33 protein-coding genes and 1 pseudogene are annotated in these 23980 nt (G+C 59.1%); 3 read left to right on the forward strand and 31 right to left on the reverse strand.

What is annotated here, in order from left to right; all coding sequences use genetic code 11:
- The 8 genes and pseudogenes from LCM4573_RS00005 to LCM4573_RS00045 all read right to left on the reverse strand — a co-directional run.
- On the reverse strand, nucleotides 1-604 hold a 604-nt coding region (locus LCM4573_RS00005; protein WP_116285301.1), incomplete at its 3' end, for a flagellar hook-basal body complex protein.
- A gap of 511 nt (nucleotides 605-1115) precedes the next feature.
- A pseudogene (locus tag LCM4573_RS00010) lies at nucleotides 1116-1259 on the reverse strand (DUF1515 family protein); the annotation flags it as partial.
- Between the two features lie 598 nt (nucleotides 1260-1857).
- Complete coding sequence (locus LCM4573_RS00020) at nucleotides 1858-2373, reverse strand: Panacea domain-containing protein (protein ID WP_157895473.1); 516 nt, start codon at nucleotides 2371-2373, stop codon at nucleotides 1858-1860.
- Between the two features lie 65 nt (nucleotides 2374-2438).
- Complete coding sequence (locus tag LCM4573_RS00025; protein ID WP_071003830.1) at nucleotides 2439-2744, reverse strand: hypothetical protein; 306 nt, start codon at nucleotides 2742-2744, stop codon at nucleotides 2439-2441.
- Nucleotides 2745-2808: 64 nt separating this feature from the next.
- The gene (locus LCM4573_RS00030; protein ID WP_244505195.1) at nucleotides 2809-3024 is read right to left on the reverse strand and encodes an anaerobic dehydrogenase; all 216 of its coding nucleotides are present in this window, start codon (nucleotides 3022-3024) and stop codon (nucleotides 2809-2811) included.
- 4 nt (nucleotides 3025-3028) lie between these two features.
- Complete coding sequence (locus LCM4573_RS27605; protein WP_116285260.1) at nucleotides 3029-3391, reverse strand: hypothetical protein; 363 nt, start codon at nucleotides 3389-3391, stop codon at nucleotides 3029-3031.
- Nucleotides 3388-3702 carry a hypothetical protein gene (locus LCM4573_RS00040; protein ID WP_071003832.1) on the reverse strand — a complete coding sequence of 105 codons (315 nt, stop codon included), beginning with the start codon at nucleotides 3700-3702 and terminating at the stop codon, nucleotides 3388-3390. The genes LCM4573_RS27605 and LCM4573_RS00040 overlap by 4 nt, the downstream gene beginning before the upstream one ends.
- Nucleotides 3699-4229, reverse strand: coding sequence for a peptidoglycan recognition family protein (locus tag LCM4573_RS00045; protein ID WP_071003833.1), 531 nt, complete (start codon nucleotides 4227-4229; stop codon nucleotides 3699-3701). Before LCM4573_RS00045 ends, LCM4573_RS00040 begins: the two co-directional genes overlap by 4 nt.
- Before the next feature lie 248 nt (nucleotides 4230-4477).
- Here LCM4573_RS00045 and LCM4573_RS00050 point away from each other — a divergent pair, with 248 nt between their 5' ends.
- Entirely contained in the window at nucleotides 4478-4684 is a 207-nt protein-coding gene (locus LCM4573_RS00050) for a hypothetical protein (RefSeq protein WP_071003834.1), read from the forward strand.
- Nucleotides 4685-4906: 222 nt separating this feature from the next.
- On the opposite strand, the gene LCM4573_RS00055 is transcribed toward LCM4573_RS00050, so the two are convergent.
- The 8 genes from LCM4573_RS00055 to LCM4573_RS00090 all read right to left on the reverse strand — a co-directional run bounded on the left by LCM4573_RS00055 (nucleotide 4907) and on the right by LCM4573_RS00090 (nucleotide 12264).
- On the reverse strand, nucleotides 4907-5932 hold the full coding sequence (locus tag LCM4573_RS00055) for a hypothetical protein (protein WP_071003835.1): 1026 nt from the start codon (nucleotides 5930-5932) through the stop codon (nucleotides 4907-4909).
- A gap of 270 nt (nucleotides 5933-6202) precedes the next feature.
- Nucleotides 6203-6538, reverse strand: a complete 336-nt coding sequence (locus LCM4573_RS00060) for a hypothetical protein (protein ID WP_071003836.1) — start codon at nucleotides 6536-6538, stop codon at nucleotides 6203-6205.
- Nucleotides 6525-6857, reverse strand: coding sequence for a hypothetical protein (locus LCM4573_RS00065; protein WP_071003837.1), 333 nt, complete (start codon nucleotides 6855-6857; stop codon nucleotides 6525-6527). The genes LCM4573_RS00060 and LCM4573_RS00065 overlap by 14 nt, the downstream gene beginning before the upstream one ends.
- The gene (locus LCM4573_RS00070) at nucleotides 6857-7855 is read right to left on the reverse strand and encodes a hypothetical protein (protein ID WP_071003838.1); all 999 of its coding nucleotides are present in this window, start codon (nucleotides 7853-7855) and stop codon (nucleotides 6857-6859) included. Before LCM4573_RS00070 ends, LCM4573_RS00065 begins: the two co-directional genes overlap by 1 nt.
- On the reverse strand, nucleotides 7839-8024 hold the full coding sequence (locus LCM4573_RS00075; RefSeq protein ID WP_071003839.1) for a hypothetical protein: 186 nt from the start codon (nucleotides 8022-8024) through the stop codon (nucleotides 7839-7841). Before LCM4573_RS00075 ends, LCM4573_RS00070 begins: the two co-directional genes overlap by 17 nt.
- Before the next feature lie 8 nt (nucleotides 8025-8032).
- Complete coding sequence (locus LCM4573_RS00080) at nucleotides 8033-11131, reverse strand: phage tail protein (protein WP_071003840.1); 3099 nt, start codon at nucleotides 11129-11131, stop codon at nucleotides 8033-8035.
- 15 nt (nucleotides 11132-11146) lie between these two features.
- Entirely contained in the window at nucleotides 11147-11584 is a 438-nt protein-coding gene (locus tag LCM4573_RS00085) for a GNAT family N-acetyltransferase (RefSeq protein WP_071003841.1), read from the reverse strand.
- Entirely contained in the window at nucleotides 11584-12264 is a 681-nt protein-coding gene (locus LCM4573_RS00090) for a hypothetical protein (protein WP_071003842.1), read from the reverse strand. The genes LCM4573_RS00085 and LCM4573_RS00090 overlap by 1 nt, the downstream gene beginning before the upstream one ends.
- Before the next feature lie 98 nt (nucleotides 12265-12362).
- On the opposite strand from LCM4573_RS00090, the gene LCM4573_RS00095 reads away from it, so the two are divergent.
- A complete protein-coding gene (locus LCM4573_RS00095) occupies nucleotides 12363-12629 on the forward strand; it encodes a hypothetical protein (protein WP_071003843.1) in 267 nt (88 codons plus the stop codon).
- On the opposite strand, the gene LCM4573_RS00100 is transcribed toward LCM4573_RS00095, so the two are convergent.
- From LCM4573_RS00100 to LCM4573_RS00125, 6 genes are all read right to left on the reverse strand, one after another.
- Entirely contained in the window at nucleotides 12589-13020 is a 432-nt protein-coding gene (locus LCM4573_RS00100; RefSeq protein WP_071003844.1) for a hypothetical protein, read from the reverse strand. The genes LCM4573_RS00095 and LCM4573_RS00100 overlap by 41 nt on opposite strands.
- Nucleotides 13021-13038: 18 nt before the next feature.
- The gene (locus LCM4573_RS00105; protein WP_071003845.1) at nucleotides 13039-13671 is read right to left on the reverse strand and encodes a hypothetical protein; all 633 of its coding nucleotides are present in this window, start codon (nucleotides 13669-13671) and stop codon (nucleotides 13039-13041) included.
- Nucleotides 13672-15888, reverse strand: coding sequence for a tape measure protein (locus LCM4573_RS00110; protein ID WP_071003846.1), 2217 nt, complete (start codon nucleotides 15886-15888; stop codon nucleotides 13672-13674).
- A 412-nt stretch (nucleotides 15889-16300) separates the two neighbouring features.
- The gene (locus LCM4573_RS00115) at nucleotides 16301-16720 is read right to left on the reverse strand and encodes a gene transfer agent family protein (protein ID WP_071003847.1); all 420 of its coding nucleotides are present in this window, start codon (nucleotides 16718-16720) and stop codon (nucleotides 16301-16303) included.
- Nucleotides 16717-17163, reverse strand: a complete 447-nt coding sequence (locus LCM4573_RS00120) for a phage tail tube protein (protein ID WP_071003848.1) — start codon at nucleotides 17161-17163, stop codon at nucleotides 16717-16719. Before LCM4573_RS00120 ends, LCM4573_RS00115 begins: the two co-directional genes overlap by 4 nt.
- 70 nt (nucleotides 17164-17233) lie before the next feature.
- On the reverse strand, nucleotides 17234-17650 hold the full coding sequence (locus tag LCM4573_RS00125) for a DUF3168 domain-containing protein (protein WP_071003849.1): 417 nt from the start codon (nucleotides 17648-17650) through the stop codon (nucleotides 17234-17236).
- 188 nt (nucleotides 17651-17838) lie between these two features.
- Here LCM4573_RS00125 and LCM4573_RS00130 point away from each other — a divergent pair, with 188 nt between their 5' ends.
- A complete protein-coding gene (locus LCM4573_RS00130; protein WP_131818921.1) occupies nucleotides 17839-18108 on the forward strand; it encodes a hypothetical protein in 270 nt (89 codons plus the stop codon).
- On the opposite strand, the gene LCM4573_RS00135 is transcribed toward LCM4573_RS00130, so the two are convergent.
- The 9 genes from LCM4573_RS00135 to LCM4573_RS00165 all read right to left on the reverse strand — a co-directional run bounded on the left by LCM4573_RS00135 (nucleotide 18105) and on the right by LCM4573_RS00165 (nucleotide 23978).
- Nucleotides 18105-18572 carry an HK97-gp10 family putative phage morphogenesis protein gene (locus LCM4573_RS00135; protein WP_071003851.1) on the reverse strand — a complete coding sequence of 156 codons (468 nt, stop codon included), beginning with the start codon at nucleotides 18570-18572 and terminating at the stop codon, nucleotides 18105-18107. The two genes, LCM4573_RS00130 and LCM4573_RS00135, sit on opposite strands and share 4 nt — an antisense overlap.
- A complete protein-coding gene (locus LCM4573_RS00140; protein ID WP_071003852.1) occupies nucleotides 18572-18934 on the reverse strand; it encodes a head-tail adaptor protein in 363 nt (120 codons plus the stop codon). Before LCM4573_RS00140 ends, LCM4573_RS00135 begins: the two co-directional genes overlap by 1 nt.
- Nucleotides 18921-19118 (reverse strand): hypothetical protein, encoded by a 198-nt coding sequence (locus LCM4573_RS00145; RefSeq protein ID WP_071003853.1) that lies wholly within the window; start codon nucleotides 19116-19118, stop codon nucleotides 18921-18923. Before LCM4573_RS00145 ends, LCM4573_RS00140 begins: the two co-directional genes overlap by 14 nt.
- Before the next feature lies 1 nt (nucleotide 19119).
- Nucleotides 19120-19461, reverse strand: a complete 342-nt coding sequence (locus LCM4573_RS00150) for a head-tail connector protein (protein WP_071003854.1) — start codon at nucleotides 19459-19461, stop codon at nucleotides 19120-19122.
- A 3-nt stretch (nucleotides 19462-19464) separates the two neighbouring features.
- Nucleotides 19465-19827: a hypothetical protein gene (locus LCM4573_RS28420; protein WP_244505196.1), complete on the reverse strand. Its 363-nt coding sequence runs from the start codon at nucleotides 19825-19827 to the stop codon at nucleotides 19465-19467.
- Between the two features lie 289 nt (nucleotides 19828-20116).
- On the reverse strand, nucleotides 20117-20290 hold the full coding sequence (locus LCM4573_RS28205; protein WP_198539667.1) for a hypothetical protein: 174 nt from the start codon (nucleotides 20288-20290) through the stop codon (nucleotides 20117-20119).
- A 46-nt stretch (nucleotides 20291-20336) separates the two neighbouring features.
- Nucleotides 20337-21551, reverse strand: coding sequence for a phage major capsid protein (locus LCM4573_RS00155; RefSeq protein WP_071003855.1), 1215 nt, complete (start codon nucleotides 21549-21551; stop codon nucleotides 20337-20339).
- 42 nt (nucleotides 21552-21593) lie between these two features.
- Complete coding sequence (locus tag LCM4573_RS00160; RefSeq protein ID WP_071003856.1) at nucleotides 21594-22700, reverse strand: S49 family peptidase; 1107 nt, start codon at nucleotides 22698-22700, stop codon at nucleotides 21594-21596.
- A gap of 9 nt (nucleotides 22701-22709) precedes the next feature.
- Nucleotides 22710-23978, reverse strand: a complete 1269-nt coding sequence (locus LCM4573_RS00165; protein ID WP_071003857.1) for a phage portal protein — start codon at nucleotides 23976-23978, stop codon at nucleotides 22710-22712.
- Nucleotides 23979-23980 lie beyond the last annotated feature (2 nt).

The raw sequence follows: 23980 nt of genomic DNA on the forward strand, positions 1-23980 counted from the left end.
CTTTGGTGTAGGTGTAGTCAAGTTTGCGGCTATTGCCCTGGCTATCGTAGGCCACGAGCGACGTGGACTTCGACCAGCCCGTCGCTTCGTTCGACGGAACGTTGACCTTCAATGTTCCTGTCGCGGAAGGCGTTGCGGAAAGACCGCCGGCCGAAAGGTTGATCTCGGTCAGCCCCTCGAACCCGTTGATGACGATCGTCGGGTCTTCCGTGGAGGAATATTCGTAGCCCATCAGCTTGAAGCCGGCAGAATTGAGCAGCGTGCCGTCATCCATCTTAACGAAGGAGCCCGCGCGGGTGAGGTACTCGACACCATCCGAACCCTGCACGATGAAGAAGCCTTGGCCGTTGATCGCAAGATCGGTCGGGGAGGTCGTGTAGCTGAACGTGCCCTGATCGGAGATCGAGTAGCGCACCGTGGTGTTGACGCCACCGGAATTGTAGGCGCCTTGCGAGGACGGCAGGACGAGGGAGGAAAACTGGGTAGACGCGCGCTTGTAGCCGGCCGTGCTCGCGTTTGCGATATTGTCGCCGACCGTGCTCAGGCGGTTGGCCTGCGCGTTCATGCCGGAGACACCGGTTCTCATCGTTCCGTAAAGGCTCATAATACCTTACCCCACATTGTAAAATAGATCGAGGTAAAAGCACTCCCATCTTGTGCGGAGCTGACTCCTTGGCTAATACTGCCAACCGCGGGCAAATTAAGGAAATTCCGCCTTGGTTACTTGGGATTTAGAATCAGTCCGAGTCGATCGCCTGGTGCTCTGAGCACTATTCCTGTGACAAATCCAGGAAGAACGCGCATCTGAATAAAGAATCGTGCGGGACAAGTACAAATCTTGTCTAAGAGCAAACATGCTCTACTTAGAAGGAAATGCCTCGCTTTCCGTCTCCAACAGTCGAAACCACTGACGGAACCCGACTGCTGCAATGCAGATCGGTGGTCGAGAAGCCAATCAAAGACTTGGTCACTGCTGCTGTAGCGGCGGGCTGGAACGAAGAAGAAGTCCTTTCAGCAATTGCGGAATGTGCCGACGACCTTCTGTTCGCATCCGTTCATCTTCGGAAGCATGATTTCAAACACTAGCCCGCTGTGCCGCATTCCCCACCTGCAGCTTATCGCCCCATGAGAAGTCCTGCAATTCTCTTCAAGGCGTCGGCGAAGGAAACACCAAGGGCTATTCCGGCGATCCCCATCATACCCAGAGCGCCCATGCCCATGAGCTTCCACCTCTTCACGTCCTCGGTGACGGGCTTCATTTCGAAATCCCCTCTTCTAAGGAAGGGACGGAAGGGAACGAAGAGAAGGATGCCCCGCCAGAACTGCATTAGGTGTGTCGGCTATTTCCTGAAGCCGGCATCTTGCCGGCACTAGTCATTGTTGGAGGCAGAGCCGCCGGCATGCCCTGCCCCGCTTGCAACAACCAGAAGGAGCCCGACGTGTCGCGCGTGTTTCGGTCGGTGATTAAGGTGGCGGGGAAGAGGGTGAGTTAGCCCTAGCTAAAGAAGAGTGCGTAGATTATCCGCAATTACCTTCGCCTGCCGCCGCGGCATGACCGACAACCCGCGGTCAATCTTTCCCACGATTTCGGTACATAGTGATTTGCTGATAGCCGGAAATTCCCTAGCCTCTTCGAGTTCGTGACTGGGGTGCGCGACAACGCGAGAAAGGTCCAGCACGCTGTCATGCCGAATGAGAGGATGGCACCCTTGTTTCAGGGGAAGTTGATCTTTCCCATGTCGACGCGCATCGGAATTGATCCAGACAAAATAACCCTCTTCTACGCAAACGCAGAGAGCAAACTTCGCCTTGGGAGGGTCGGTCAGAGACGTTTTGACGATGTAGACGTGCCCGATCTTACAAGACGCCATACTGTGAGAACACCTTGGCGTCTTCAATAATCTGCGGATCGGCACCCTCCAACATATCGGCGTAGTCCATGGGGGTGTTCAGGTCGGCCCTATCCCAAGCCGGATGTGTGTGGGTTTCGTCAGAAATCTGCCCAAAGGTCCGATTGCGACAATACTCGACGGCCCATTCAAGGCAGTCGATGTCAGACTCACTAAAGAAGTCCAGGTCTGGTTCTCGCGCCGCTTCGTACATTGGGTAATGAGTGCCCTTGACAGGCACAAGCGCTCCCTCAGTGATGGGCTGGTCGTCTGGATGGGTAGTGCCCTTCAGCACATCGTACGCGAAGGACGGTACCGGACCGTTTTCCATTGCGATGTAGCGATCGCCTACCACCGGGCGCCCGTACTCGCGAAGATGTCTCAACTCCGCAAAGTACAGAATTTTTGCCGCGTGAAATCGCCCAACGCCAGGAATCTTACTGGCGATGTAGACAAGGGCCTCCACGGCCTTTTCTTTGTCCATGACGAAATCCATGCCCCCATATACTCGCGATGACGATATCTTTCAACGTCGGTGACCGTTCAGCCCTAGCCCCTAGTAGTCCGCCTTGGCTGGTTCTCGTAAAGCCGGTCTAGCCKCTCGTGGACTCCATCAATACGGTTCCCCACACCTTCGATGGCTCGCATAATGGCTGCGGTCTGCTCCTGCATACCAGCCTTGGTAACGTACGATTCCGATACATGAAGACGGTGAGCCGCAAGGTCATGCGCCACCTTCTCCGTGTCCTTGCGGTTGGCCGTAAGCTTGCCGTCGAGGTACTTCCAGACACCGAAGATCGAGCCGAACACGGTGATGAAGAAGCCGACGACATACATGAGTTCGGCGCCCGTCATGCGAACGCCCCCAGTGCGATCGCGAGGCTGAACAGGTGCCAGCGCAACACTGCTTTCAATTTGGTCACTTGCCGCCCTCCCCGCGAAGCGCGTTGTCTCGATCGATGATGAAATTCCGGAGCGCCAGATGCCGGCGGTAGCAGGCCAGCAGCGCCTCACGGTCGGTTATCCAGAGGTCTTCAACCTGCTCCTGCGTGAGCGGCTCGGTGCCCAGGTCTGCGGGCCGTGCGCACGCCTTGAGAAGCGCGCTGTCCGGCCTCGCAATCTGCGGCGGCTTCACCGGGCTAACGGACTTTGTTGATGCGCTGCACGCTGCCAGAGCCAAGGGCAGTGCGGCCAGCATCAGGATCTTGCTGAGCTTCACGCCGCAGTTCCTTTCTCAGTTTGGTGATTTCGTCTTCTTTGGCGGCGAGATCGGCCAGCGCGTCGGCCTCCCGCTTCTTCGCGGCGTTGTTCGCGATGGCCTGTCGGCGTTGCTCATTGGCATCGGCTTCAGCCGCCGCTGCGCGCTCACGGTCATAGACGGCGGTGGCTGCGGCGTAACCGCGGTCGTAAACCGTGTCGTAGGCCCACCATGCGGCCAGAAGAACTAGGGCGCCCGCCAGCACGTAGCGGGCCGCCTTGGTTGCTAGGAGGGTCAGTATCATGTCAGTTGATCCTCCGGCGTCGCCGGCTTGGTAACGGGGGGTTCCGGTGCGGGCGGGAAGTACGAGCTCGACAGGGCCGAAGACCCTAGAGACTTCACGTATTGGCGAAGGTCCAGGTGCCCTACCCCCATGTATGCGCCGGCGATCAGTGCAACGAAGCCGAGCCCGCTGGCGACCACATAGGAGGCCTGCAGGTAGATGATCGAAAGGTAGATCGCTCCCCACGCTAGCGCGCAGTTCGCGACAACCATCCGCTTGGAGAACCGCCGGCTGCTGGTCTTCTCGGCGGGCGTCGCGTGCCGGGCGCTCATAGGTTAGCCGCGACAGCCGCGCGGAGTAGGTCACCGCACGCCTTCGCGCCTTTCACGTCTGGGGCAAATGCCAGCCGGGTGAAGTCCCACTTGCCTGATTGCTTGATACCGAGATTGGTCTGCACCTCGGCATGGCTGAGGACGGTCTTGGGCGTCACCGGGATGGCATAGGCGCGGCAGAGGTCAGCGACTACAACGGCAAGCTTGTCCCACTGCGCCTTCGTCATAGGTGCTGGGCCGGGGTTGAATGGAGCTTCCGTCGCAAGCGCCATGCAGCACAGCGAGACGCCGATTGAGCCGGAGTTGCAGTTCCTGGTGTGGGCGGCGTAGCCCTTCTTAGCTGGCGCCTCGTTGAGGGCGATCGACGGCTTGCCGCGGACGACGTTGCCGTCGGCCTCGATAAGGATGTGGTAATGGCTGCGGTCGAAGTCGCTGGCCCTGTGGCCGCCAGCCGTCCAGTGGCAGATAACGCGCTGCATCTTGGCGCGCGGAAGCCACTCCGCGGGCAGCGTAGTTGTGGTGGTCATAGATTTTCCTCGGGATTTAGTGGTCCGCCGGCTGGCGCTTGGCTATGCCGCGCCAATCAGGGAGGAGGGTCATGGTGTTGTGGTCTCAGTCGAAGTTGCGGGTGCTTACCAGCCAACGCGCTTGGTCTTGGCGCGCGAAAGCCCCGCCGCGTTGATGCGTCGTGTCATGGTTTTCTCTCCTGATTATGTGCTAGGAATTATCAATTACCGGCATGGCTGTTACCTTTCGCCGGCATAGGGAGCGCTAAATGAGCATTGAACTTTCAACACTGGACGAACGCGCAGAAGCCGAAGAAGCCATGGCAGAGGCCATGCGGATGCTAAACAAGGCTATTCGCAGGGTTCACGAATCCGGCCTCACCGTAGAAGTCGAGGTACTGACGGTGCTCACCGGAGATGGCCAGATGCCACAGGTGAGCGTTGGAACTCGCGAGAGGCAAAAGGGCGCGGCTTAGTCGCGGGAGCGCTACCTCGGCGCCAGATCGCATTTAATTCGACGTCGAGGGAACCGTTTCAGGACGAACGGTGTTCTATGTGCCGCTGCGAACGCCCATCTCCCTCGATCGAAATTCGCAGCCGTGAGGCCTGGTGGAGTAGCAGCCACCAGGCCTCTTGCTTTCGGATACCCCCATCTATGGAAGCAAACGCGACGTGGCCCTCAACTATTCGAAGGAAGCCTACGAAAACTTACTGCGAAGCTCTTCCAGTTGCGCGCGAATCTCAAACAGACTGTTTAGCCTCAACATCTCGTCAATGATGAGGTTTCGCTCACGATTGAAGTCGTCCAGAACTGGATATCCGGTGGCATCTACATGCTTCTGGGGAACTTCAACGGTAGCCGAGGGTGCCAACGGCGTCGAGCTATTTGCAATAAAGCAGCGTTCAGGATGCCTTCCGCAGTCAGGCCCGTCATCAGTCCAACAATCAGTAAAATCCACAGAGATGGAAGTGGAAAAACCGGATTTGAAATCACCATTGACCGTTAGCCAGGTGACCTCTGTGCATCCACCCCGTCCTTGAGCTACGTTGCGCCGGCCAACTTCGTACCGCCTGGGGCGGCTATTCAATGCCTGTTGCCTTCCTGAAATCTCCAACTCCACATGCCGAATCATTGATGTAACGCTTTGATTATTGTTCGCGTCTAGCCATCGTTCGTAGGTATCCTTTATCTTTTTACGCAGATTGAGCACGCGTAAGCGATCTACATTCAGAACGCGATAAAGCGCGATATCAATTGCCACCGCCGTACCAAATGAAACAAAGGCACTAAAATCATATCGAGACAATTCGAATGCCGTTTGCTCAACGTCCCCCACCAAGCGTTGATAAAACGGGCGAGTCTCATTATTCACCGGCGATGCAATCAGGATGTCGAAACGGTCCTTCTGCGCATTCAACTCGTCGATTGTCTTTTGTTTTCGCTCATTAAACAGGGCTTCGGTGATATATAGCTTTAGCGCCTGAATTTCGTTTAGAATAGCCGCCTGCAGCCGCACGACTGCATCAAGTTTCTCGTTAATCTCGGCAATTGTCTTTCGAATTTCATTGTCGGAATTTGCCCCTAGGATCCCGGTGATGATCCCGACTACTGCGGCCCCTGCCTGAAGGATAGTCAACGGTTCAATGGCCCGTGATCGACCAGGGATGACTGTTATTGCCGAAGATGCGAGCAAGCCAATAACCAAATTCCTTCGCGTAATCATCCTTTCCCCCAAGAAAGTACCGGAATGAACTAATCGTATGACCTGCACCAATCTAAGCAAGCTATCCTTGCGATGTAGATCTGCGGCGTAGCGGGATCACACGCAGTCTGGCCAGACCTCTTTCTATTTCAGCAGGATTCCAAACTTGCCGGTCCTACGCTTGCCTTGATCCAGCTTCTTCAAAGGACCACATAAGGGCTGCGACAAGGCGCTCACTTCAGCAGCCAGCCGCAGGCCGGTGCACAAATCTTGGGGTGCGCCGGCCGGAAGTCATGCATCTGGCCACTCGATCGGCGCAATCCCCGCAATGAAGTCTTCGATGCTCGGTGGCTGGATTTCACCTGCCTCGACGGCGGCAAGCTGCGCAAACATGTACGCCAGCGCAGCATCCCGCCACGGAATGTAGGCCTCGGCCTCAGCATTCCATTGCTGGTTGGTGCTACCCTTGTAGCTGACGATCGTAAGGCGGCTATCGTATTGCCGCTCCTGCGCGACCGCGTCGAGGTGAGCGTCAAACGCGGCCTTATAGGCGGAGAGCAGCGTTGCCCGACCTTCGACGGCCTTCTGCTCGGCCGTTACAATCTTGGAGAGATCAGGCTTCCACATTGATGGCCTCTTCTTCTGCAGGTTCGGGGTCGCGGGGGGTATCGAGAATGCCGTCCGGAGGATCCATCAGCGGACCAGGAAAGGCGACTGCCTGAGAAGGATCGGGACCATGCGGTGTAACAAGCGTCAGGTGGATTACGCCATCGATCCGTTCGACAGGGCCGGCGATCCATTCGCACGGCACTTCGCCGGTCGGTATGGTCGCGCCGTCCGGAAGCTCCGAAAAGTCGAACGCTTCTCCGTTGATCGTCAGGATGTCGCCCGATTTTATCACGGTAAGTCCGTCATCGCGACGTTGGGGAGAAAAGGAAATTCGCATCAGAACCACCTTCCAATTGCGCCAAGCCGAATGAATGATCCGCCAGCGTAGCTTGCCCACACCACAGCAGCCCATCTACTATTTGCAAAGTCTTGTCTCGCGTTGACCCAGGTCTGCTCTTCCGCAGTATTCCCGAAACAAGCCGGCGGCGCGACAAACGCTGCCGGGAACCCCTGGACTATGGGGAAGGAGCGGAAGAATGAACCTGTCGCTATAGACGTTGATGGGTTCAGTGCTGGAGATATGCATATCTGCGTCCCGTCCGCATACCGAACGTACTCACCGTTCGCATTGCTGCCGCGCTCAACAAGCGCCCCGGTTGGGACGCCCGCTGTTTGAGAAGCCGTCCCAAGAATGTTCCCGCGCCGAAAGGCCTTGTCGGCGGTGAGATCGTTTCGAATTTGCGCATTCGGAATCTGGCCCATCGCACCGTATAGTGCCGGACCGTCTACCCTATCCCGTAACCCCGCCATGAAATCGGAGAAGCCGAGGGATGTTAGCAGCGCCGCCTCGTCAGCATCATCGCGCAGCCCCGCCATGAACGCGCTGAACCCCAGCGCCTGCAATCGCTCTTCTTCCGTCGCGGCAGCCAGGAAGTCGCGCGCTTCCTGGTCAAATGCCGTCAACCCCATCTGCCCGGCGCCGGTGAAGTACGGCAGCGTGTTAGGCGCGCTCTCAAGCCCACCAAGAGCCTCCAGATTGCCGGAGCCGCCAATCATCTCGATCAAGGCGCGCGACTGGGCGGAAAACCGCGAACCGTCGCTCTGGTAGCGCAGGCGGTAGGCAGCGCCGGAAAGCGCCCCTCCCCGCCAAGGCTGGTCGAGCGTGAGAGCAGTGTTGCTCTCGACGGACTTGACCACACCGGTATAGCCGTCGGCGAAAAGCAGGTCGCCCTCGCGGAAGCCTGCCGCCACCCAGCCTGTGCCAACGCCGGTTACAGCGGTGCCATCGGCCGCAACCGAGATCGTGCCGGAGGTGTAATCACTCAGCAGCGCCATTGTTCACCTCCTGCGGCGCGGCCGCCCTGGCCGCTTCAAGTTCCGCCCGCAACTGGTCGCGCTCGCTCGTCAGTTCGACGAGCTGCTGCGCGAGGATGAGGGTGCGATTGCGCAGCATGGCTGCGAGCGCAGATTCTTCGCGAAGCTGCGCCTCAAGACTGATGTTCATGGATTTCCTCAGCGTTTCCAGAGAACGAAGCGGCAGTTGGCGCTTGCGGCGACAGCGATCGGGGCGCCTGTGACCCGTACCTGCGCCTGGTAGACGTTCCATCCCTGCGCGTTGTTGATGCCGATCCGGAACCGCTCTATGTTCCGGCTGGCGCTGCCGTTGGTGCCGATCTGCAAAGTTTCCTGATGGATGACGTCATTCGTGGTGATGTTGATCAATCGCCACTCGATCTGCACGGAACCTTGACCGGGGGTCTGGCCGTTCATCGCGCCAGCGACATCGATCATGACCGGGGCCGGGTTCGGGTTGTCGGCACTCAACTCCCCCATGACGTACCAGCCATTAGTAGCCTGGCCGCCATAGGAACCATTGATGACACCGCCGAACGTGATAGCGCTGATCTGAAGCTTCTCGGTACCGATAGTCAGATTTTGGATGTTGGCGTTGGTGACCTGCAGGTTGTTGACGACTGCGTTCTCAATCTGCGCCCATCCAATGTTGACGTCGGTGATTTTCGCCCAGTTGACGAACAACTCATTGGCGAAGATCGAGCCGCCCTGCACCACGAAGGGGCGCCTGACGTCGTCGCCAGCGATGACAACGAACTGATCGGCATTGATCGCAACGCGGCTCAGGCCGCCGGCGATAGCGTCCAGGAATATCGAAGCAGACGAGGTCTGCCCGCTTCCCGTGGCTGCAACGCTCATCCCGATTCGCGCCAGCGCACCAGCAGGCGTTGCCTCGGTAGTGACGCGGAACTTGCCTTCTGCGGAGAAGTTTCCGACAGTGCTATCTAGCTCGAGAATCGAGTTTGATACTGCGGTCACCTTCCCGTCGATCGTGCTGACCTCTGTCTGCAACGCCGAAACCGCCGTAGAGACTGYGGGCAAACCGGTGACGGGATCAAATACCTCAGATGTGAGGGTCTCCACCCGCAGAGAGAGCGCCCGGCCTTCCTCGGCGACGACTTCAACCCTGCGCTCATACTCTGCCGTCACCGTGTCATAGGTGACCTTCAACTGCTCGCGAAGTTGTTGCCGCTCGTAGCTGTTGGCTCCCTCCTGATCGGCTACACGCGCGTCCAGCTCTTCGAGCGTCTCGTGGATGTCGCGACGGCCGGAGCCAAGCCAGTCCTGGTAATTCGCAAGATCAGGCCCGAGTTGGTCAAAGCCGACAACGCCGCTATATGGATCGAAGTCCAGGCCCGGCAGAAGCTTCACGTTATCGGTCGTGACGTCCAGCCATCCAGACCACTCCACGTCGCGTGGGGACTTGGGAACGAACTGGCCGCGTACCTGATAGGTGGTGTTCGGTAGGAAGGTGCCGTTTAGTATCCACTGATATGGGAAAGCATAGGCACTGCTATCGCTGTCGAAGACGACCACGCCAGACGACTTCAGTCGGACCTGCACCCAGACATTGYGCACGTCGTCCTGGTCGGGATCGCAAGATACGCGAATGGACGGCCGGCGCGGATTGCCTTGGGTGTCATAGAGAATCGCAGGCTCGACCTGCCAGCCATACATGGGTTGCGGTACGGGCCAACCGGGGGCAAGAGAGCCATCGGTGGGAGGCCGGTAGTCCTGATCCTGGTCCCAATCGTAATCGGCGGGATCGACTTCGGTGATGTCCAGCACGACGTCGAGGTTCGGCTGATCGATGACACCATCAACGCGGAACTGCTTGTTAATGTATCCGTTGCGCTCGCTCGTCCAAGCGATGACATCGCCGGGCTCAAGCACCCAGAACCGCGGCGGCATGACGATCGTGTGCCGGCGGGCTCTACGAGCCTCAGCCAGCGCCGACTTCATGAGCCGCTGGACCTGCCCCTTGTAGGGCACGAAATCCAGATCCACGTCGGCGAGCAGGCGGCGGTTGCCGTCCTCTGCCTCAAAGCCGGTATTGTAGAGCGGCGGCGCCTCGGCCGGGTTCCAGCCGTTGTCCGGCGACGGATAGGTGGCAGTAATGCCGTTGATCGTGTCCGACAGACCAAAGAACGGCGTGAAGCTCTGCTGCTCTGTCGAAAGGATGTCTTCGTCTGAAAAGAACATCACCGGAGCGTCAGGCTCGCCCACATAAGGCTTGTAAACGCCGCCGATCTCGGCAAGACGCCCCTGCCCTGCAGTCAGGATGCCCTCAAGCGCGTCTCGGATCGGTGCGCCGACCTGGACCTCTGCACCGGAACGATACGTCTGCTCGTTGCCGTCGGGGCCTTGAACAAGCGCGCGGCACTTGGCAATCTGCTGAATGGCATGGGCGGCCGGGATGCGTCGTGCGCTGGTCGCCTGCAGGCCATATAGCCACTGGGTATTCCAGCGGATGCCGAGCAGCAGGTTATACGCCTGCACGACCGGCAGGTGGTCGCCGTCGCCGCCCCATGTGGACGGATCGCTGCGCCGCTGTGGCCCTACCCCGCCGACTGTGTCGTCGCGCGATGGGTCATAAAGGCGAGCGCCGTCAACCGTGAATTTGAACTGCGGAAAGCCCGAGAATAGCTCGTCGTTCACGCGAGACGTGCAAATCGCGTAAGGAATGCCACGGCCAACGCGAGTTCCCTGGTACGGGCGTTCCGGCGTCGAAACCAGCGTGGTCAGGAAACCGTCGGCAACGGTCTGATTGCCGTCGTAGAACTTGACCCAAAGGTGGTCCTTGCCTCCCTTGCGGTATTCAAGGACGGGATTGCCGTATTGTGGGTGCGCGACCGGATCGAGTTCGCAATAGAGACCATTAACTAGAACGCCGGTCAGCGACTTCGCGGGGTAGTCGGCGAGCGCGATGACCTGCGTGATATACGCGTTCGGCGTCTTGCCAGTGCTGCCCCACGTGTTGGCATAGACCAACGAGCCGGCGGTTGCGGTGCGTCCGACGATAATGGACCGCGGAACCGTACCGCCGGACTGGAGTCGCCCCTGAACCGAGAAGGAGGCGCGTTCCTGTCCCTGCTTGCCTGCAATCTTGCTTGCCAGCAGGTTCAAGCCGATACCGGCGGCGGCCTTGAGGAGTGTCGCTCCGACTGCGGCCCATCCACCCAGGAAGGACGAAACGGCTCCGCCAATAGCGGTGCCGATCGCGCCGACAGCGGCGACGATGCCCGAAATAATAGCCATGATTGTCCTTGGGGATCAGCCGAGAGGCTTCACGAAATGCGTTTCGGCCGCGCGATAGCCGCGGCGCTCGTAGATGCGCGAAACATCATTGGTGGATAGCGCGGCCATGCTGATCACGGCGCAGCCCTTCGAGCCGGCCCACGCCTCATAGGCGTCCAGCATGCGCATGCCGCTGCGGCCTCGATGGTCGGGCGCGATGTACCAGACCGTTTCCTTGGCCCATAGGCCCGCGCCGAATGGATGATCGAAAGCCGCAGCAAGCAGAATGCCCTGCGCTACGCCGTCCACGTCGAGAACGATTGCGCACGCTGCGTCGCTTTCCAGATGCATCTGGAAAAGCTTGTCTGCTCGTGCCGCCTCAAACGGGAAGGTATAGCCAGCAGCCGCATGGCTTTCCTCCAGGAGGCGGATCACCCGCCACCGGTCGGCCAATGTCGCGTCTCGCACGGTCATCAGGCCGCCCCGATAGATTTCTGGATCAGGCGCGCGTCACTTGATTTCTGCGTGTCAATCTTGCCTTGCTTGCGGCCCCAGAACAGTTCCCACTCGCCCACGACCGCCGTGTCCTGATAGAAATTGTCGTTCGGGTCGCGCAGCCTCTGGCTTGCATCGGAGCGCGTGTCGGGATTGGACCGCAGGATCTCCTGCGTGTGCGAGGCGCAGGTCAGCACCACGCCACCGTCCTCATTCTCGGATGGCGTCGTGATGTCGATCTTGTCGACAAAACCGACAAAGCGCGGCTCTGCCGGCGCGACGAGCGTGCGGCTTTCCGGCGAAAACAGGCCTCGGAAGATTTCGACCTTGGCTTGCTTGCAGTCGTAGTCACGCACCGCCTGCTGCACGAGATTGTCGATCTGGGACATCCGAATGCGGATGTTCTGGACCTCCATGGTGGAGACCAGCGGAATAGGATCGACCGAAATCAGCGTGCCGGAGCCGTGGAATGGCCGGACCACATCGGTGCCCGTTTCCGGGTCTATGACTGGTGCGTCCACCGAGCCGACATCCGACCAGAAGCCGACCGATTCCGGCATGCCGGTGGAGCGGTTGCGCGCAACGATCCAGAGAAAATCGCGCGCGACAAGGCGCCTGTCGGCAAGAGCCGACAGGATTGCCGATGGTAGCTGTCGCATTAGCGAGCCTCAGATTATGGGGGTAAAAAAGTGTCGAGACGCTCGACTCATGATTGCGACTCGTGTTGCTTCGCTAAGATCAAGCCAAGGAGGAAAAGATGAACGAGTTCGAAGCTCAGTTTAACGGCATTAATCTTGCCAACTTCGTCATGTTCTCGAAGCTGATACAGGAAGTCGCGGCGATGAAAGGTGGCGACACCGAAAGTTGGCTAGATGACTTCAAGAATAGGTGCGCAGCCCAGATCGCCGACGCAAAAACCGGTAGCGGCACAAAGCAATCAGGCGCAGTAGTGGATATCGCTACCTCTGTAGTTGATAACGCCGTTAAACTAGCTTCTCACCACATTTCACAACAGGAAATGTAAGCTCTCCGCTTCTTGAAACTGAGAATGCTTGGCTTGTTTTGTCGAGCGTGGGATTTTCACGGCCGAAGACCTCGTCAATGCTCTCGGGCTTCGCGCCCTGCGCTGACTTGGGCTCACTCGCATCCTGAAGCCAGTCAGCCAGCGAGCGTAAGCCGGACGCAAGGCCGGCAAAATCTATACCTGACAGATCCGCAGCTTGAAGCGGGCCGTAGTAGGCGTTCTCTACAGGCACCGATTCCAGTTTGATCACCCCCTCCTTGTAGGTATCGAGAATCGTCGAGACTTCTTCGACGGTCCCAATGACCATCCCGGACGCCACGAACAACGGCTCTCCAAGGTGGTTCTTGAATACACCTACCGAAACGTTCGGCGACTTCTGTGCGATAAACATTGACTTCACTCCTCTTGCTCAGCGAGCCTCGATAGCCTGGAAGGAAATGCTGCCGCGCCCGGTTGATGGGTCGGCATCAGAATTGATGGAACCGGGAACGATCCGCATTGGGCAGGATGGCCGCACAAGCGTTACGGCCGCAGGCGCCGATGTACCGGGCCAGAAATGCGGGCGCACCTCAAACACCGGTGTGATGCCGGCCCCACTTGCCGTTACGGCTTCCATGACGCGGTGAAGACCACTGCCAGCCACTTCGATTAGGTCGCCGATGCTCAGCATGTAGCCAGCCGGCAAGCCCACCAGCGTGCCGCTCTTGCGGTTTGTGCCGATCGACCCAAGCGTGACTGATCCGACGCCGAGGGCGTCGTAAGCAGCCTTGGGATAGGCGATCGGGTAGCACCGCGAGAGCGGGTAACCCTTGAAGGTCTGTAGGCCGTTCTCGAGAGCGTCGAGGCGAGCGCGCCAAGTGTCCAATTCGTTCGGACGCAAGGAGCGAGACGACCAGGCCCCCTGCCACAGCGGGGAACCAAGGTCTTTCACATAGGTCACACCGCCGGCTGTGCGGGACTGCTCTTGCCGAAACAGCGGCTCGAACTTGGTCGACCAGCCTGGGAAGTCCGGAAGGAAGTCGATTGGGTAGGTTATTGCCACTTATCGACTCCCATTCATCCGAACGCCTCTGGCGTTGGCGTCACTCACCGCATTCACCACGCGGGCCTCAAACGTTGCCCGATCGCGGGCCATAGATTGTTCCAGACGCGCGACTGCCTCAACTGAGGCGCCGCGGTTATCGATCTGAGGGGCGTAGGTTAGGCTGACGGTAGTAGCAGCCGCACGAGATTGAAGGGCGGGCATCCGCGGAGCGCCAACCAAGCCGCCTTGGGCGTAGCCCTGCAGCCGGCGGAGATTGTCCACGCCGATGCGGCGCGTAGCCTCCGCGTCGAAGACGTACTCGCCCTTGTGGACTATGCCGGCCGGCTGGTACTTGCCGCCGGGGCCGGTGTAGCCGCCGTCGGAATACATTTTCCCTGGTGCCGGCGGGAAGTAATTGACGCCCTTGAACCCTCCGAAGACGCTACCGAAGAGAGAGCCCAAGAATCCTCCGCCGCCGGAGGCATCGTTGATCTTGAAAATGTTGTCGAGCACATCGGTGATCAGAGCATCACCGATCCGCTTCAGACTATCCCTCAGGACGTCCGCTGCGCTGGCACCTTCGAGGAAACCATCGATAACGCCACGCGTCACATCCTTGGCGGCGCCCATGGCGTCCTCTGCCCGCCGACGGATTTCATCCTGCTTTTCGGCGAGCTGCTCAGAGGCGACTACAGCGTTCGCATATCCGGTTGCGAGCTGTTCAATTTGCGCCTTCAGCTGCGGGGTAATCTTTACGCCCGCTTCCTGCGCGGCATTCAGCAGCTCTTGTGTGGCGCGAGCCTTCTCTATGGCGAAACCGTAGTCGTCGACGAGCGGGTTTATCTGGGCCTGCGCAGCCGTTTCGGCCTGCAATGCAGCGGTGCGCTGACGGATTTGTTCGGTCTCGCGCTCATAGTCGTTACCGCCTTTGCGCTTAGATTTGCTCTTGCCGCCGCCATCATCGTCAACAGGATAGTCTTTCAGGGATATGGGCTTGACCTGCTGAGGTCTCGCCCCTGGCACTGGACCAAGCGCCGGTAGGTTTTGCTGGACGCGTCCGCCCTTGCCGCCCGGTCCCGTACCCAGAACGCTGTTCCTGATGGCTTCAGACGTAAGTTCGCCCGCCTTCTGGATTTCGCTCTCGAAAGCCTGGTTGATACGATCGGTAACGGCTGCGGTCGAGGTGATCGTAAGCGCGCCTCCGAAGTAGCTTTTACTGGCCCCCTCACCCGGCAGCAGGTCTACGAACTTGCGCCCGACACCTTCAAGGGCGGAAAAGCGACCGAACTCCGAGAGAAATCCGGAGACGGCAGAGGTTGCGCCTCTAAACTGCTCTGCAATCTTCTGGATTTCGCCAATGACGCCATCCCAGTCGATCGCGTTGAGGAAGCTGGAAATCCTATCGACCTCGTTTCCGAACGTCTCTCCAGCCTTAGCAGACTGGTTGAACTCACGCGCTGCGTTCACCAGTGCCGTTCGGAGGTTGCTCAGTCTCTGGTCGATCGTCAGGACAGCGCCGGCTACCTTCTGCTCGAGAATAGGTGCGCCGGCTTGGAAGCCGTCAAAGAGAGCCTTGGACGATAGATTTCCGTCAAGCATGATCTTCCGAAGCTTGGCGACTGAGCCTTCAGCTTCTTTGATACCAGACGCAGCAGCCTGCAGAATTGTAGGGGCGCCCTCAAGGATAGAGTTGAACTCTTCCGCCCTGACCACTCCGCCGCCGAGCGCCTGACTCAACTGCAGCAGAGCGCCGCTGGCTTCTTGGGCAGATGTGCCCCCCACCCTCAATGCAAGCGCGATGTTGCTCGCAAAGCCCACAATCTGCTGTTGCGATATTCCAAGCTCATTTTGAACCAGAGAGAGACGCCCGTAAAGCTGGACAAGCGTCTCGATCGGCGCGGCATTCTTCGTTGCGGCGGCGAAAAGACCTTCGTAGACCCGCTCAAGTTCAGCCCCAGACAGGCCGGCAACCTTAAGGGCGTTGTCGATGCTCGTTGCGGTATCCAGCAACGTTTTTGCCCCTGCCGCTCCTCCAATTGCTGCGAAGGCGCGGGTTGCCGTCGCAGAAATACCACCCAAGCCCGCGCTGATGGACTTGTTCATCTGATCGAATCGGCTCTGGATGGCGCGTGCCCGGCGGTTGGTTTGGCCCTGAGCGCGGCTCAACGCGTTTTCATATTTCCTGATGTCAGCCGAAAGCTGCACCACCAGGCGCTCAAGATCAGTTGCGGCCATGAAGCGTATGCCTTATGAAAACGGGATGGGTGTTCAGAAGAAAAGAATGTTCTGCCAAGAAGAGGTGAGAATGGTGCTTGCCGAGCGGCAAACGCCCAATCACGTCCTTCATCTTCTCCTTAGCGTCGTCACGGCGGGACTTTGGATTCCAGTTTGGCTGCTTGTCGCCGTTATAGGAAGCGGGTCTTATCGGTGCCCGAGTTGCGGCGCTCGGACACTTGGATACGTGCCCAAGAAGTATCGAGCCCAGTTAGCCGACCGCACTACTCCTTAGACTGCATCCACTGCCATACCTCATCGATATCGGCAGTGGAGAGCTTTCCGTCGTCTGGCGAGTTCGCCCTCACGTACCCTTCGACGGCAGCCATGAACTGCCACATCGACATCGCCCGGACTTGCTGCGGTGCGTAGCCTAGGGCTGCCCCTGTTCCGTAGATGGCGCCAAACCGGATTTTGCCGTTCGGGAGGTCGTCGATTTCTTCCCGGTCCGTTTTGGCGCCTTTAGCTCCCCCAAGGGTTCATCCGGGGCGCCGAGCAGTCCGGCCGAAAGAATGGCGATCGCGAAAGGCAAGTTCTCCATGGGAGGCCGCTGCTCGACGTAGTAGCGAACCTTTTTGATTGCCTCCTCGGGGGGCACTCCGCCCCCTATGAGGCCCATGCGTATGACGTTGGAGACATCCTGCATGCGCCAATTTCCGGCATGAAGTCGCTGCAGGACAACGTAGGGCCCTGCATCGGTCTTCTCCTGGAGCTCCTCCAGTTCCCCCCACCCGAGCCGGAACTTGAAATCACCGTCAGCCCAGGTGAGCGTAATCGCGGCATCGCGGCTCACGGTACGAACGTATCCGTGCGAACCAGCGCGCCGTCTGACTGCATCGACACGTTGAGCGTCACGCGGCCGCCCTGCTCAGCCCCGATTTCCAGCGACTCGATGTGCATGTTGCCGGTCCAGGTGACAATGCCGGTCGAGAACTCGATTTCGACCTTCACCGGAACGGAGTCGGTGCTTTCGTAGGCATCAAGCCATGTAGTGACTGCCGACGCAGCCAGCACGCCTTCACCGGACACAGCGGCGGAAATGCTTTCGACGTCGCGACCGAGAACGATCGGCGCGTCAGGTTCGTCGCAGTCGGGAAGCGAAACCTCGGAAAGCGACTTCGAGAGAGTCAGGCTCTTGCTGGTGAAGCCGCAAGGTGCGGCGTAGACGATCGGCGATGCTGAATTGCCGAGCAACACGCGGAATTTRCCAAAGCGAGCTGTAATAGGTGGCGCCATGCTGGCCTCCAATAAAAAAGCCGCTCATGGCGGCCTGTGGTCGTTCTTGTGGTGGTCGGCTGGTCGGCAGCTAGTGAACTTCGACGAACGCCGTGATGCTCACGATGGCACGGTTGGTGGCGCCATCGGATTCCCGTTGGTAACGGGTGATGCGGTGTCTCAAGGAGGCCAGCGCATTTAAGGTAAGGGAGAATTCCGCTTCATGCAGGCAGGCGCGAACAGCGCCGGCAATCTTGCGGACCTGTGCGCTACTGAATGCCTCGCCGGAACCCCAGGACCAGCAGTCAATCTGCATGGTGATCTCAAGTCCGTCGACGCAATCTGCGTCATCGGTCAGCGCGTCGGAGGGTCCGAGGGAGATGTAGGGTGACTGAAGCGTGCCGTCGGGCGGTCGGTCATAGACCCGCGCGCCGACGAACGCGGCAGTAGCGGAATCGGCCTTCAATCTCGCCACGATTGCCGCGGCGAGTTCATAGGTTGGATCCATTGGGATCCTCCGTGTCAAAACGCAGGGGTTTTCCATTCAGTAAAACAGGCCGAGCAGACAGGACGAAGGCACCTTTGTCGGTAACGACGCGTGTGCTACGCTCCCATCCATCGTCGAAGTTGAGTCCTTCAAGCCATTGCTCAAAATCGGCCATCTCAGTTTTTCTCAGGGGATTAGGGGTGCGAGACATGGAAAAGGTCTTTTCAGGTCGAGGAGCGTTGCGGGCCAATGGGGCGTCAATTGGAGACGCCGAGTACAAACTATTTGTCTCCGAGAGAGACGGCATTAGATCAGCCAAGGGAACGCTGTATGCTGATCCCGCCATACTCATGGATGCCTTTGAAGCCAGAGACCTCACCTTGACGCGAATGGACACCAAAAAGGAAATTCGCATCATCGTTAGCAGTTACACCCCTGGTGACTTTGCGAAGTTCGCAGTCGACGGATCTCCTGATTAGGCACTTCCTGCCGTGACCTGCTTGGCAGCCTTATTGATGCCGCGGGTGATGCGGCTTCGGACGCGACGGCGAAGCGCGCGGAAGCTCACGAAGAAAAATGGCGATGCCGGAATTGCCGGAATAGTCGCGCCTTCAAACATGCCGCCCGCGGTATGCGCCTTGGTGCCAAACTCAACGAAGCGCGCGTACCAGGCATCAGCATCGCCTGCATAGATCGTGATCGTTAGATCACCGCCGACGCTCTGGACGGTTCCTAGCGTCATTGCGCCACGAGGCGCCCGGCCCCACGTCCAGCCGATACTGTTTTTCAGCGCTCCGCTATCCACCGGCACGAGAGACTTAGCCAGATCTACGATTTCTTCCGCGCCCTGCTCCATCGCCTTGCGGATTTGTTCTTTAACGACGAGCGGAAGCCGTTTTAACTTCTGCTGAAGCTTTGTCAGACCAATGATGCGATCTGCCATCAGCTTGACGTCTGCCCGCCAACGGTGAGCAGCCCTTCCAGGTACGCGCCTTTCTGGTCGAGATCGACGAACGGCGACACGATCGCGTAAACCGCACCGCTTCGGGCATCCACGGCTCGCCAAGCAGGCGTAACCTGCCTAGTCCACGAGGACGCCCTGACGCGCGCCGTATATGGCTGCACGCCTTGCAGGCGGCTTGCCATAACTGCCTCGGTGCCCATGCGCGGAATCAACTCGACAGCGTCCGTGAAGACTGTGGCGAAGTCGCCCGTTACAGGATTGCCGAAGCCATCATCGCTGACTTCTCGCTCTTGAAAGTGGAGGAGTGCACGGAGCGAGCCGGCGCCTTTACGCTGTGCCATTCTTTATCTCCTCAACCTCGATCTTCATCTTCGGTTTCGGCAGCCGCACTGCCTTACCGGCGGCTATCGCCAAAGTGGCGCAGGCCGAAGGCACGTTATACACGCCGGGTTTGTACGCTATGGTCACCTGGGGACGACCGGGCGGCTTGAAGTCGAACGGAGCGGTGAATCGGACCCAGGGCATGCTAGGCCTCCGGACAATCGATCATTCGCCAAACCCGCCACGGAGCTAGAAGAGCTCTAACGGCAGGAGGCATGACGGAATCGCTCTTCTGCTCTCGATCGGCCTCACGATTTTCGTAAAGGTCGCCAAGCATCAGGAGTATCGCCGCCACGATGGACGGCGTAACGAGCATCGCCGTTGGGTCGTCCGGCGGAAGAGTTTCCCCCGCCGGCAATACGACCCTATCCAGGTATTCGACGACGATGTTTTCCGCAGCCGACGTGTAGAGTTCGATCTCAGCATCATCGTCATCATGCAGAACGCGGAGGTGCCGTTTGGCAGTTGCGAGATCGACAAGGGGCATAAATTACGCTCCAGCTACAGGGCCAACCGCATTCGAGTTGGCCGACGCGGTTCCGGCGGTGTTCGTGCCGGTGACGACCGCGCGAACGTACTGGCCTTCGTCTGCCGCAGCGAGTACGTAGGTCGTCGCCGTTGCGCTAGCGATGTCCGCCCAGCCGGTCGCTCCATCCGCGGAACGCTGCCATTTGCGGGTGTAGGTTGGCGTCGGCGTCCCGGTCCAGGTACCGTTGGACGCGGTGAGCGTCTGACCTACTGTCGCCGTTCCGGTAACCGCCGGGGCCACTGTGTTGGCCGGATCACGTCTGACCGCAGCAGTTGCCGTACTGTTTGCCGTCGCGGTACCTTCGCTATTGGTGGCAGTCACCACAACGCGCAGATACTTCCCAGCGTCAGCAACGACTGGCGTGTAACTTGCTCCGGTCGCGCCAGAGATTGCTGTAAACGGTCCCGCTGCGGCGTCGCCGCGCTGCCATTGACGAGTAAACGACGGGGCTGGATTTCCTGCCCATGTGCCGTTTGTTGCCGTAAGGGCGATGCCTACCTCGGCGGTAGACGCGCCCGTAATGGTGGGGACGGCAGAATTCGTCGGAGCCGACGGAAGGGCGATGACGCCAGCGCCAAGATAGCTTGCGAAGCGGCGCTTTCGGACTGATGCACTAACCATTTTTCTTGCCCTTTCTGCGCGCCGGTTGCTCCGGTTGGTCGCGCACGAGTTCAACGTAGCCAAACGCAAGGAGCTGGTTCGCGATATGCGGAGGCAAATCGGTTTCATCGCCCTTGTTCAGGCGGCCATAGTCGCCAACAAGCGCCTTGAGTGCTTTGATTTTCATGATTTTAGGGATAGTAGGGGCAGCCGAAGCTGCCCCATCAATCTATTTACGGAGCAGGGTTCACGTCGCCGGTAACGAAGGCTTCTGGACGGTAAACGGCCAGCGCGAGGCGCTCCTCGATCCGGATGGTGAAGAAGTTCCGCTCGAAGTCGTCGACGTTTTCGCTCGACAGAAGTACTTCCACATCCATACGGTCGAAAATCTGTGCGCCGAGGTTGAACGCACCGGTGAGGAATTCGCCCGCAGCAATTGCCTGCGTCTGGACGACTGGCAGGTTCCACAGAGACGGGCCGATCGGCGACGTCGCATTGCCGACGATATAGTTTCCGCCCAGATCCTTGGAAAGCTCGATCTTCGCCCAATCGGTCGGATGCAGCACGAAACCGCTGGCAGGATACTCAGCCAGAATTACCTGCAGGATCGCGAGCCGCAGACGGTCAATCGCAGTTTCTTCGGCTACTGGGAACGCCGGCGCAAACGCCGTGGCCTGCGGAAGAATACCGTGAAGGTTCTGGYCGGTGCCGTCGCCGTTCAGAAGCTGGTTTTCTTCAACAAACTTCAGACCGTAGGTGCCGCGAGCGTTGATGTAGGAAGCCAGGGTGGGCGCATCGTCGAGGATCTGGCGAGACGCCTTGAAAATGTGCGCGATGGTACGAACTTGGGTCGTGAGCAGATTGAAGGTCAGATCCGACTTAGGCTTGGTCGCACCCTCCGCAACAGGAGCGGCAGCGTTGGTGAATCCGGTCTCCTTAACGTATTCAACGCTGGAAGACGACGTCCGGCCTGGAGCGAGAAGATCACGGATAGTGAACTGGCGGTTCGGAGGCGTGATGATGCCGGGCACGCGAGCGCCGGGAACCAGCGAAGTACCAGCGGAACGACCTGCACCGACGGTGGTGTTGGCCGACGTGATGTCGGCGCGTTCCATATTGACGCGGAAGCGGCCGCGCTCGTTAAGGCTGAGACGGCCATTTTCAAACGATGCGTTTTCGACGATGTGATCGCCGATGCCACGAGGCTCATGCTCGGACATTCCGCGCTCATTGGCGGCGCGCTTCTCGAGCTCATTGAGGCGAGTGGTCGCGTCACCGAGTTCAGACAGGGCCTTGTCGACCTTGCCCTTGAGTTCAGCAGAGGCTTCGCCGGTAGCGGCGATTTTTGCGGTGAAATCGGAACCGAGGTTGCCGACCTGTTCCTTGATAGAGGCCAAAGACTGGCCAAGCTCGCCGATCTTCTCGGCGAGAGCGGTATTCTCAGACATGTGGTGGGAATCCTGATCTACAGGACGCGGCGTGCCGCTGTCCTAGATTTTGAAGGTCTTTGCTTGCACAAGCACCCTTTCGAGTGCCGCGATCACAGCGCCGTCGTCAGGATCCCCCTGACCGTCCTTGAGGTAGAGCCGGGCTGCCCGCTCCGCCTCCGAATTCGATAGACCAGCAAGACCCTTGAGGCCGTTCTCGAATTCGCGTTTGGTAATTGGTGCGCCTTCGCGCAGTTTCGCGACCAGCGCTTCCGCCGATTCGGCTTTGGCCTGGTTCTGAGCCTTCACGCGCCGCACGTATGTGGGCTGCGTATCGGCACCGAAGCGTTCCAGCGTCTCTTCAAGCGTTGCCACTCGGTCGACCATGCCGCGGTCAATGAGGGCTTCGGCGAAGAACACTCTGCCCTGACCAAAGCCATCCTCGACTTTGCCGACCGTCGTGCCTCGCCCCTCTGCCACGGCCGCGACGAAGCGGTTATAGGATCGGTTGACGCCTTCCTGGATGTGCGCCAGCGCATCCTTGCCAAGTGGCTCTGTCTCGTTGCCCTCGACCTTGTGCTTGCCAGCGGAAATATACGTGCGCTTGATGCCGCGCTTTTCCAGCGCAGCCGAAACGTCATCGTGTGCAGTGTAGACGCCGATAGAACCGGCGCGCCCCGACGGCGTCACGACGATCTCGTCGGCGGACGAAGCTACCCAATAGGCTGCGCTGGCCGCAAGAGCGTTGACCTGCGCGATAATGGGCTTGTCGCCACCGCGGAGGCGCCGAATCTCGGTCGCGAGTTCTTCCGTGCCGGGAACCGATCCCCCAGGGCTGTCGATATCAAGCACGACGGCCTTCACGTCCTCATTGGCCAGCGCCGAATGCAACGATCTGCGAATGCCGGCGTAGGAAGTGCCGCCAGACATGGCCGAAAAGGCGTCCATCTTGTTGGCAAGCACGCCATAAACCGGGATAACAGCCACCTTGCCGTCAAACTCGGCGATTTCCTTCGCCCTGGCGTCGGAAACGGCGGCAGCAAACTCGGTCGAAAACAGCTTGTCGCCTTCGGAGCGAGCCACGAGAATATCGGCCAAAACGCCCAGTTTTTCGCGCTGAATCGCCCACGGTTCGGCCAAAAAGGCCGTCAAAACGTGTTCAAACTTCATGATTTTTCCTTATGCAGCGCGTTTTGGCTGTGAAGGTGCCGTTGTCGGCTGTTCTGGCTCGCCATCCAGCGGTGGTCCGCCGTTGTGGCCGATCATGTTAAGCGGGGTCATGGTGCCATTGACGATTGCGCCCTCGCCGCCCTCTACAGGCGCCTTGTTTTCGTAGGCGCGCGCCTCGTTCGGCGTGTAAATGCCGTTCTGGACCATCTTTTGCAGGAATTCAGCCCTGGCGCCGCTATCACCGCGAAGCAGCCCTTCGATGTTGAACTTCACCACCGTGGTCTTGCGCGTCTGCGGGGTCAGGATGTCCCGGTAGATTGCCGCTTCCATGCTTCTCAGCATCGGAACAAGGCAAGCCTTGGTGAACTGCAGGATCAATTGCTCGATACCGCTGCCCCAGGTGGTCGTGCCGTTCGCGGCGTGGCCAATCATGACCGGTGGAACGCCGAAAATACGGCAAATCTGCTCTACGCTGTACTGCCGGCTCTCCAGCATCTGCGCGTCGCGTGGGTTGATGCTGAGCGGATACGGCTTAAACCCGGCCTCGAGCACAGTCACGCCACCGGCCTTCTCCGCCCCGGCAAACTGCGTCAACGCATCGGTTATTTGCTTTCGCTGATCTGCCTTCAATATCTGGTCCGAACTGACCAGAAGCGATGACATAAGGCCGTTCTTGAACATCTTGCCGGCGGTTTTTTCACCAGCGAGCGCGTTCCCGATGACGTTTCGCTCCATCGCGATCGGCGACAGGCCGCGGTCACAGCCTGGCATGATCGCGCCGCGTATGTGCAGCATGTTTTCGGCCGAAACCTTACGAACGCCGCCCTTCTTGCCGTTCGCCATCTGCTCCGTCACGTTGTAGTAACGGCGATTGCGGTCATCGCGGCAGACGTCGACGAATAGCGGGTTAAGTGGCGTCAGAGCCGCCAAACGCTCTCCGACCTTCCTTTTTTCGGCGAAGAAGTTTCCGTCCAGGCAAAGGCAAATCGCTGCCATGGCCCAGAAATCCGCCGACGTATCATCGATATTCGGCATGTCGTGCAACAGCTCATAAAGTTGGCTGTCGCGGTCGACCGTAACCCCATCTTCTTTGTACACAATGCAAGGCAGCGTCTTCACCGAGTTGGCGATGAGATTGACGCAGGCCCAGACCGCGTCTAGCTGCATGGCAGTTTCAAAGGTGACGGTTTCGCCGCTCGTGGTGCCGGTCCCGAAGTATGCCCGCCAAGGGCCGGTCGTGAGGCCAAACGGCCTCCCGATCCAACTCAGAATCCCCATGG

This window comes from Rhizobium sp. LCM 4573, from assembly GCF_001854865.1.
In the GTDB taxonomy this organism is placed as follows: Bacteria; Pseudomonadota; Alphaproteobacteria; order Rhizobiales; family Rhizobiaceae; genus Neorhizobium.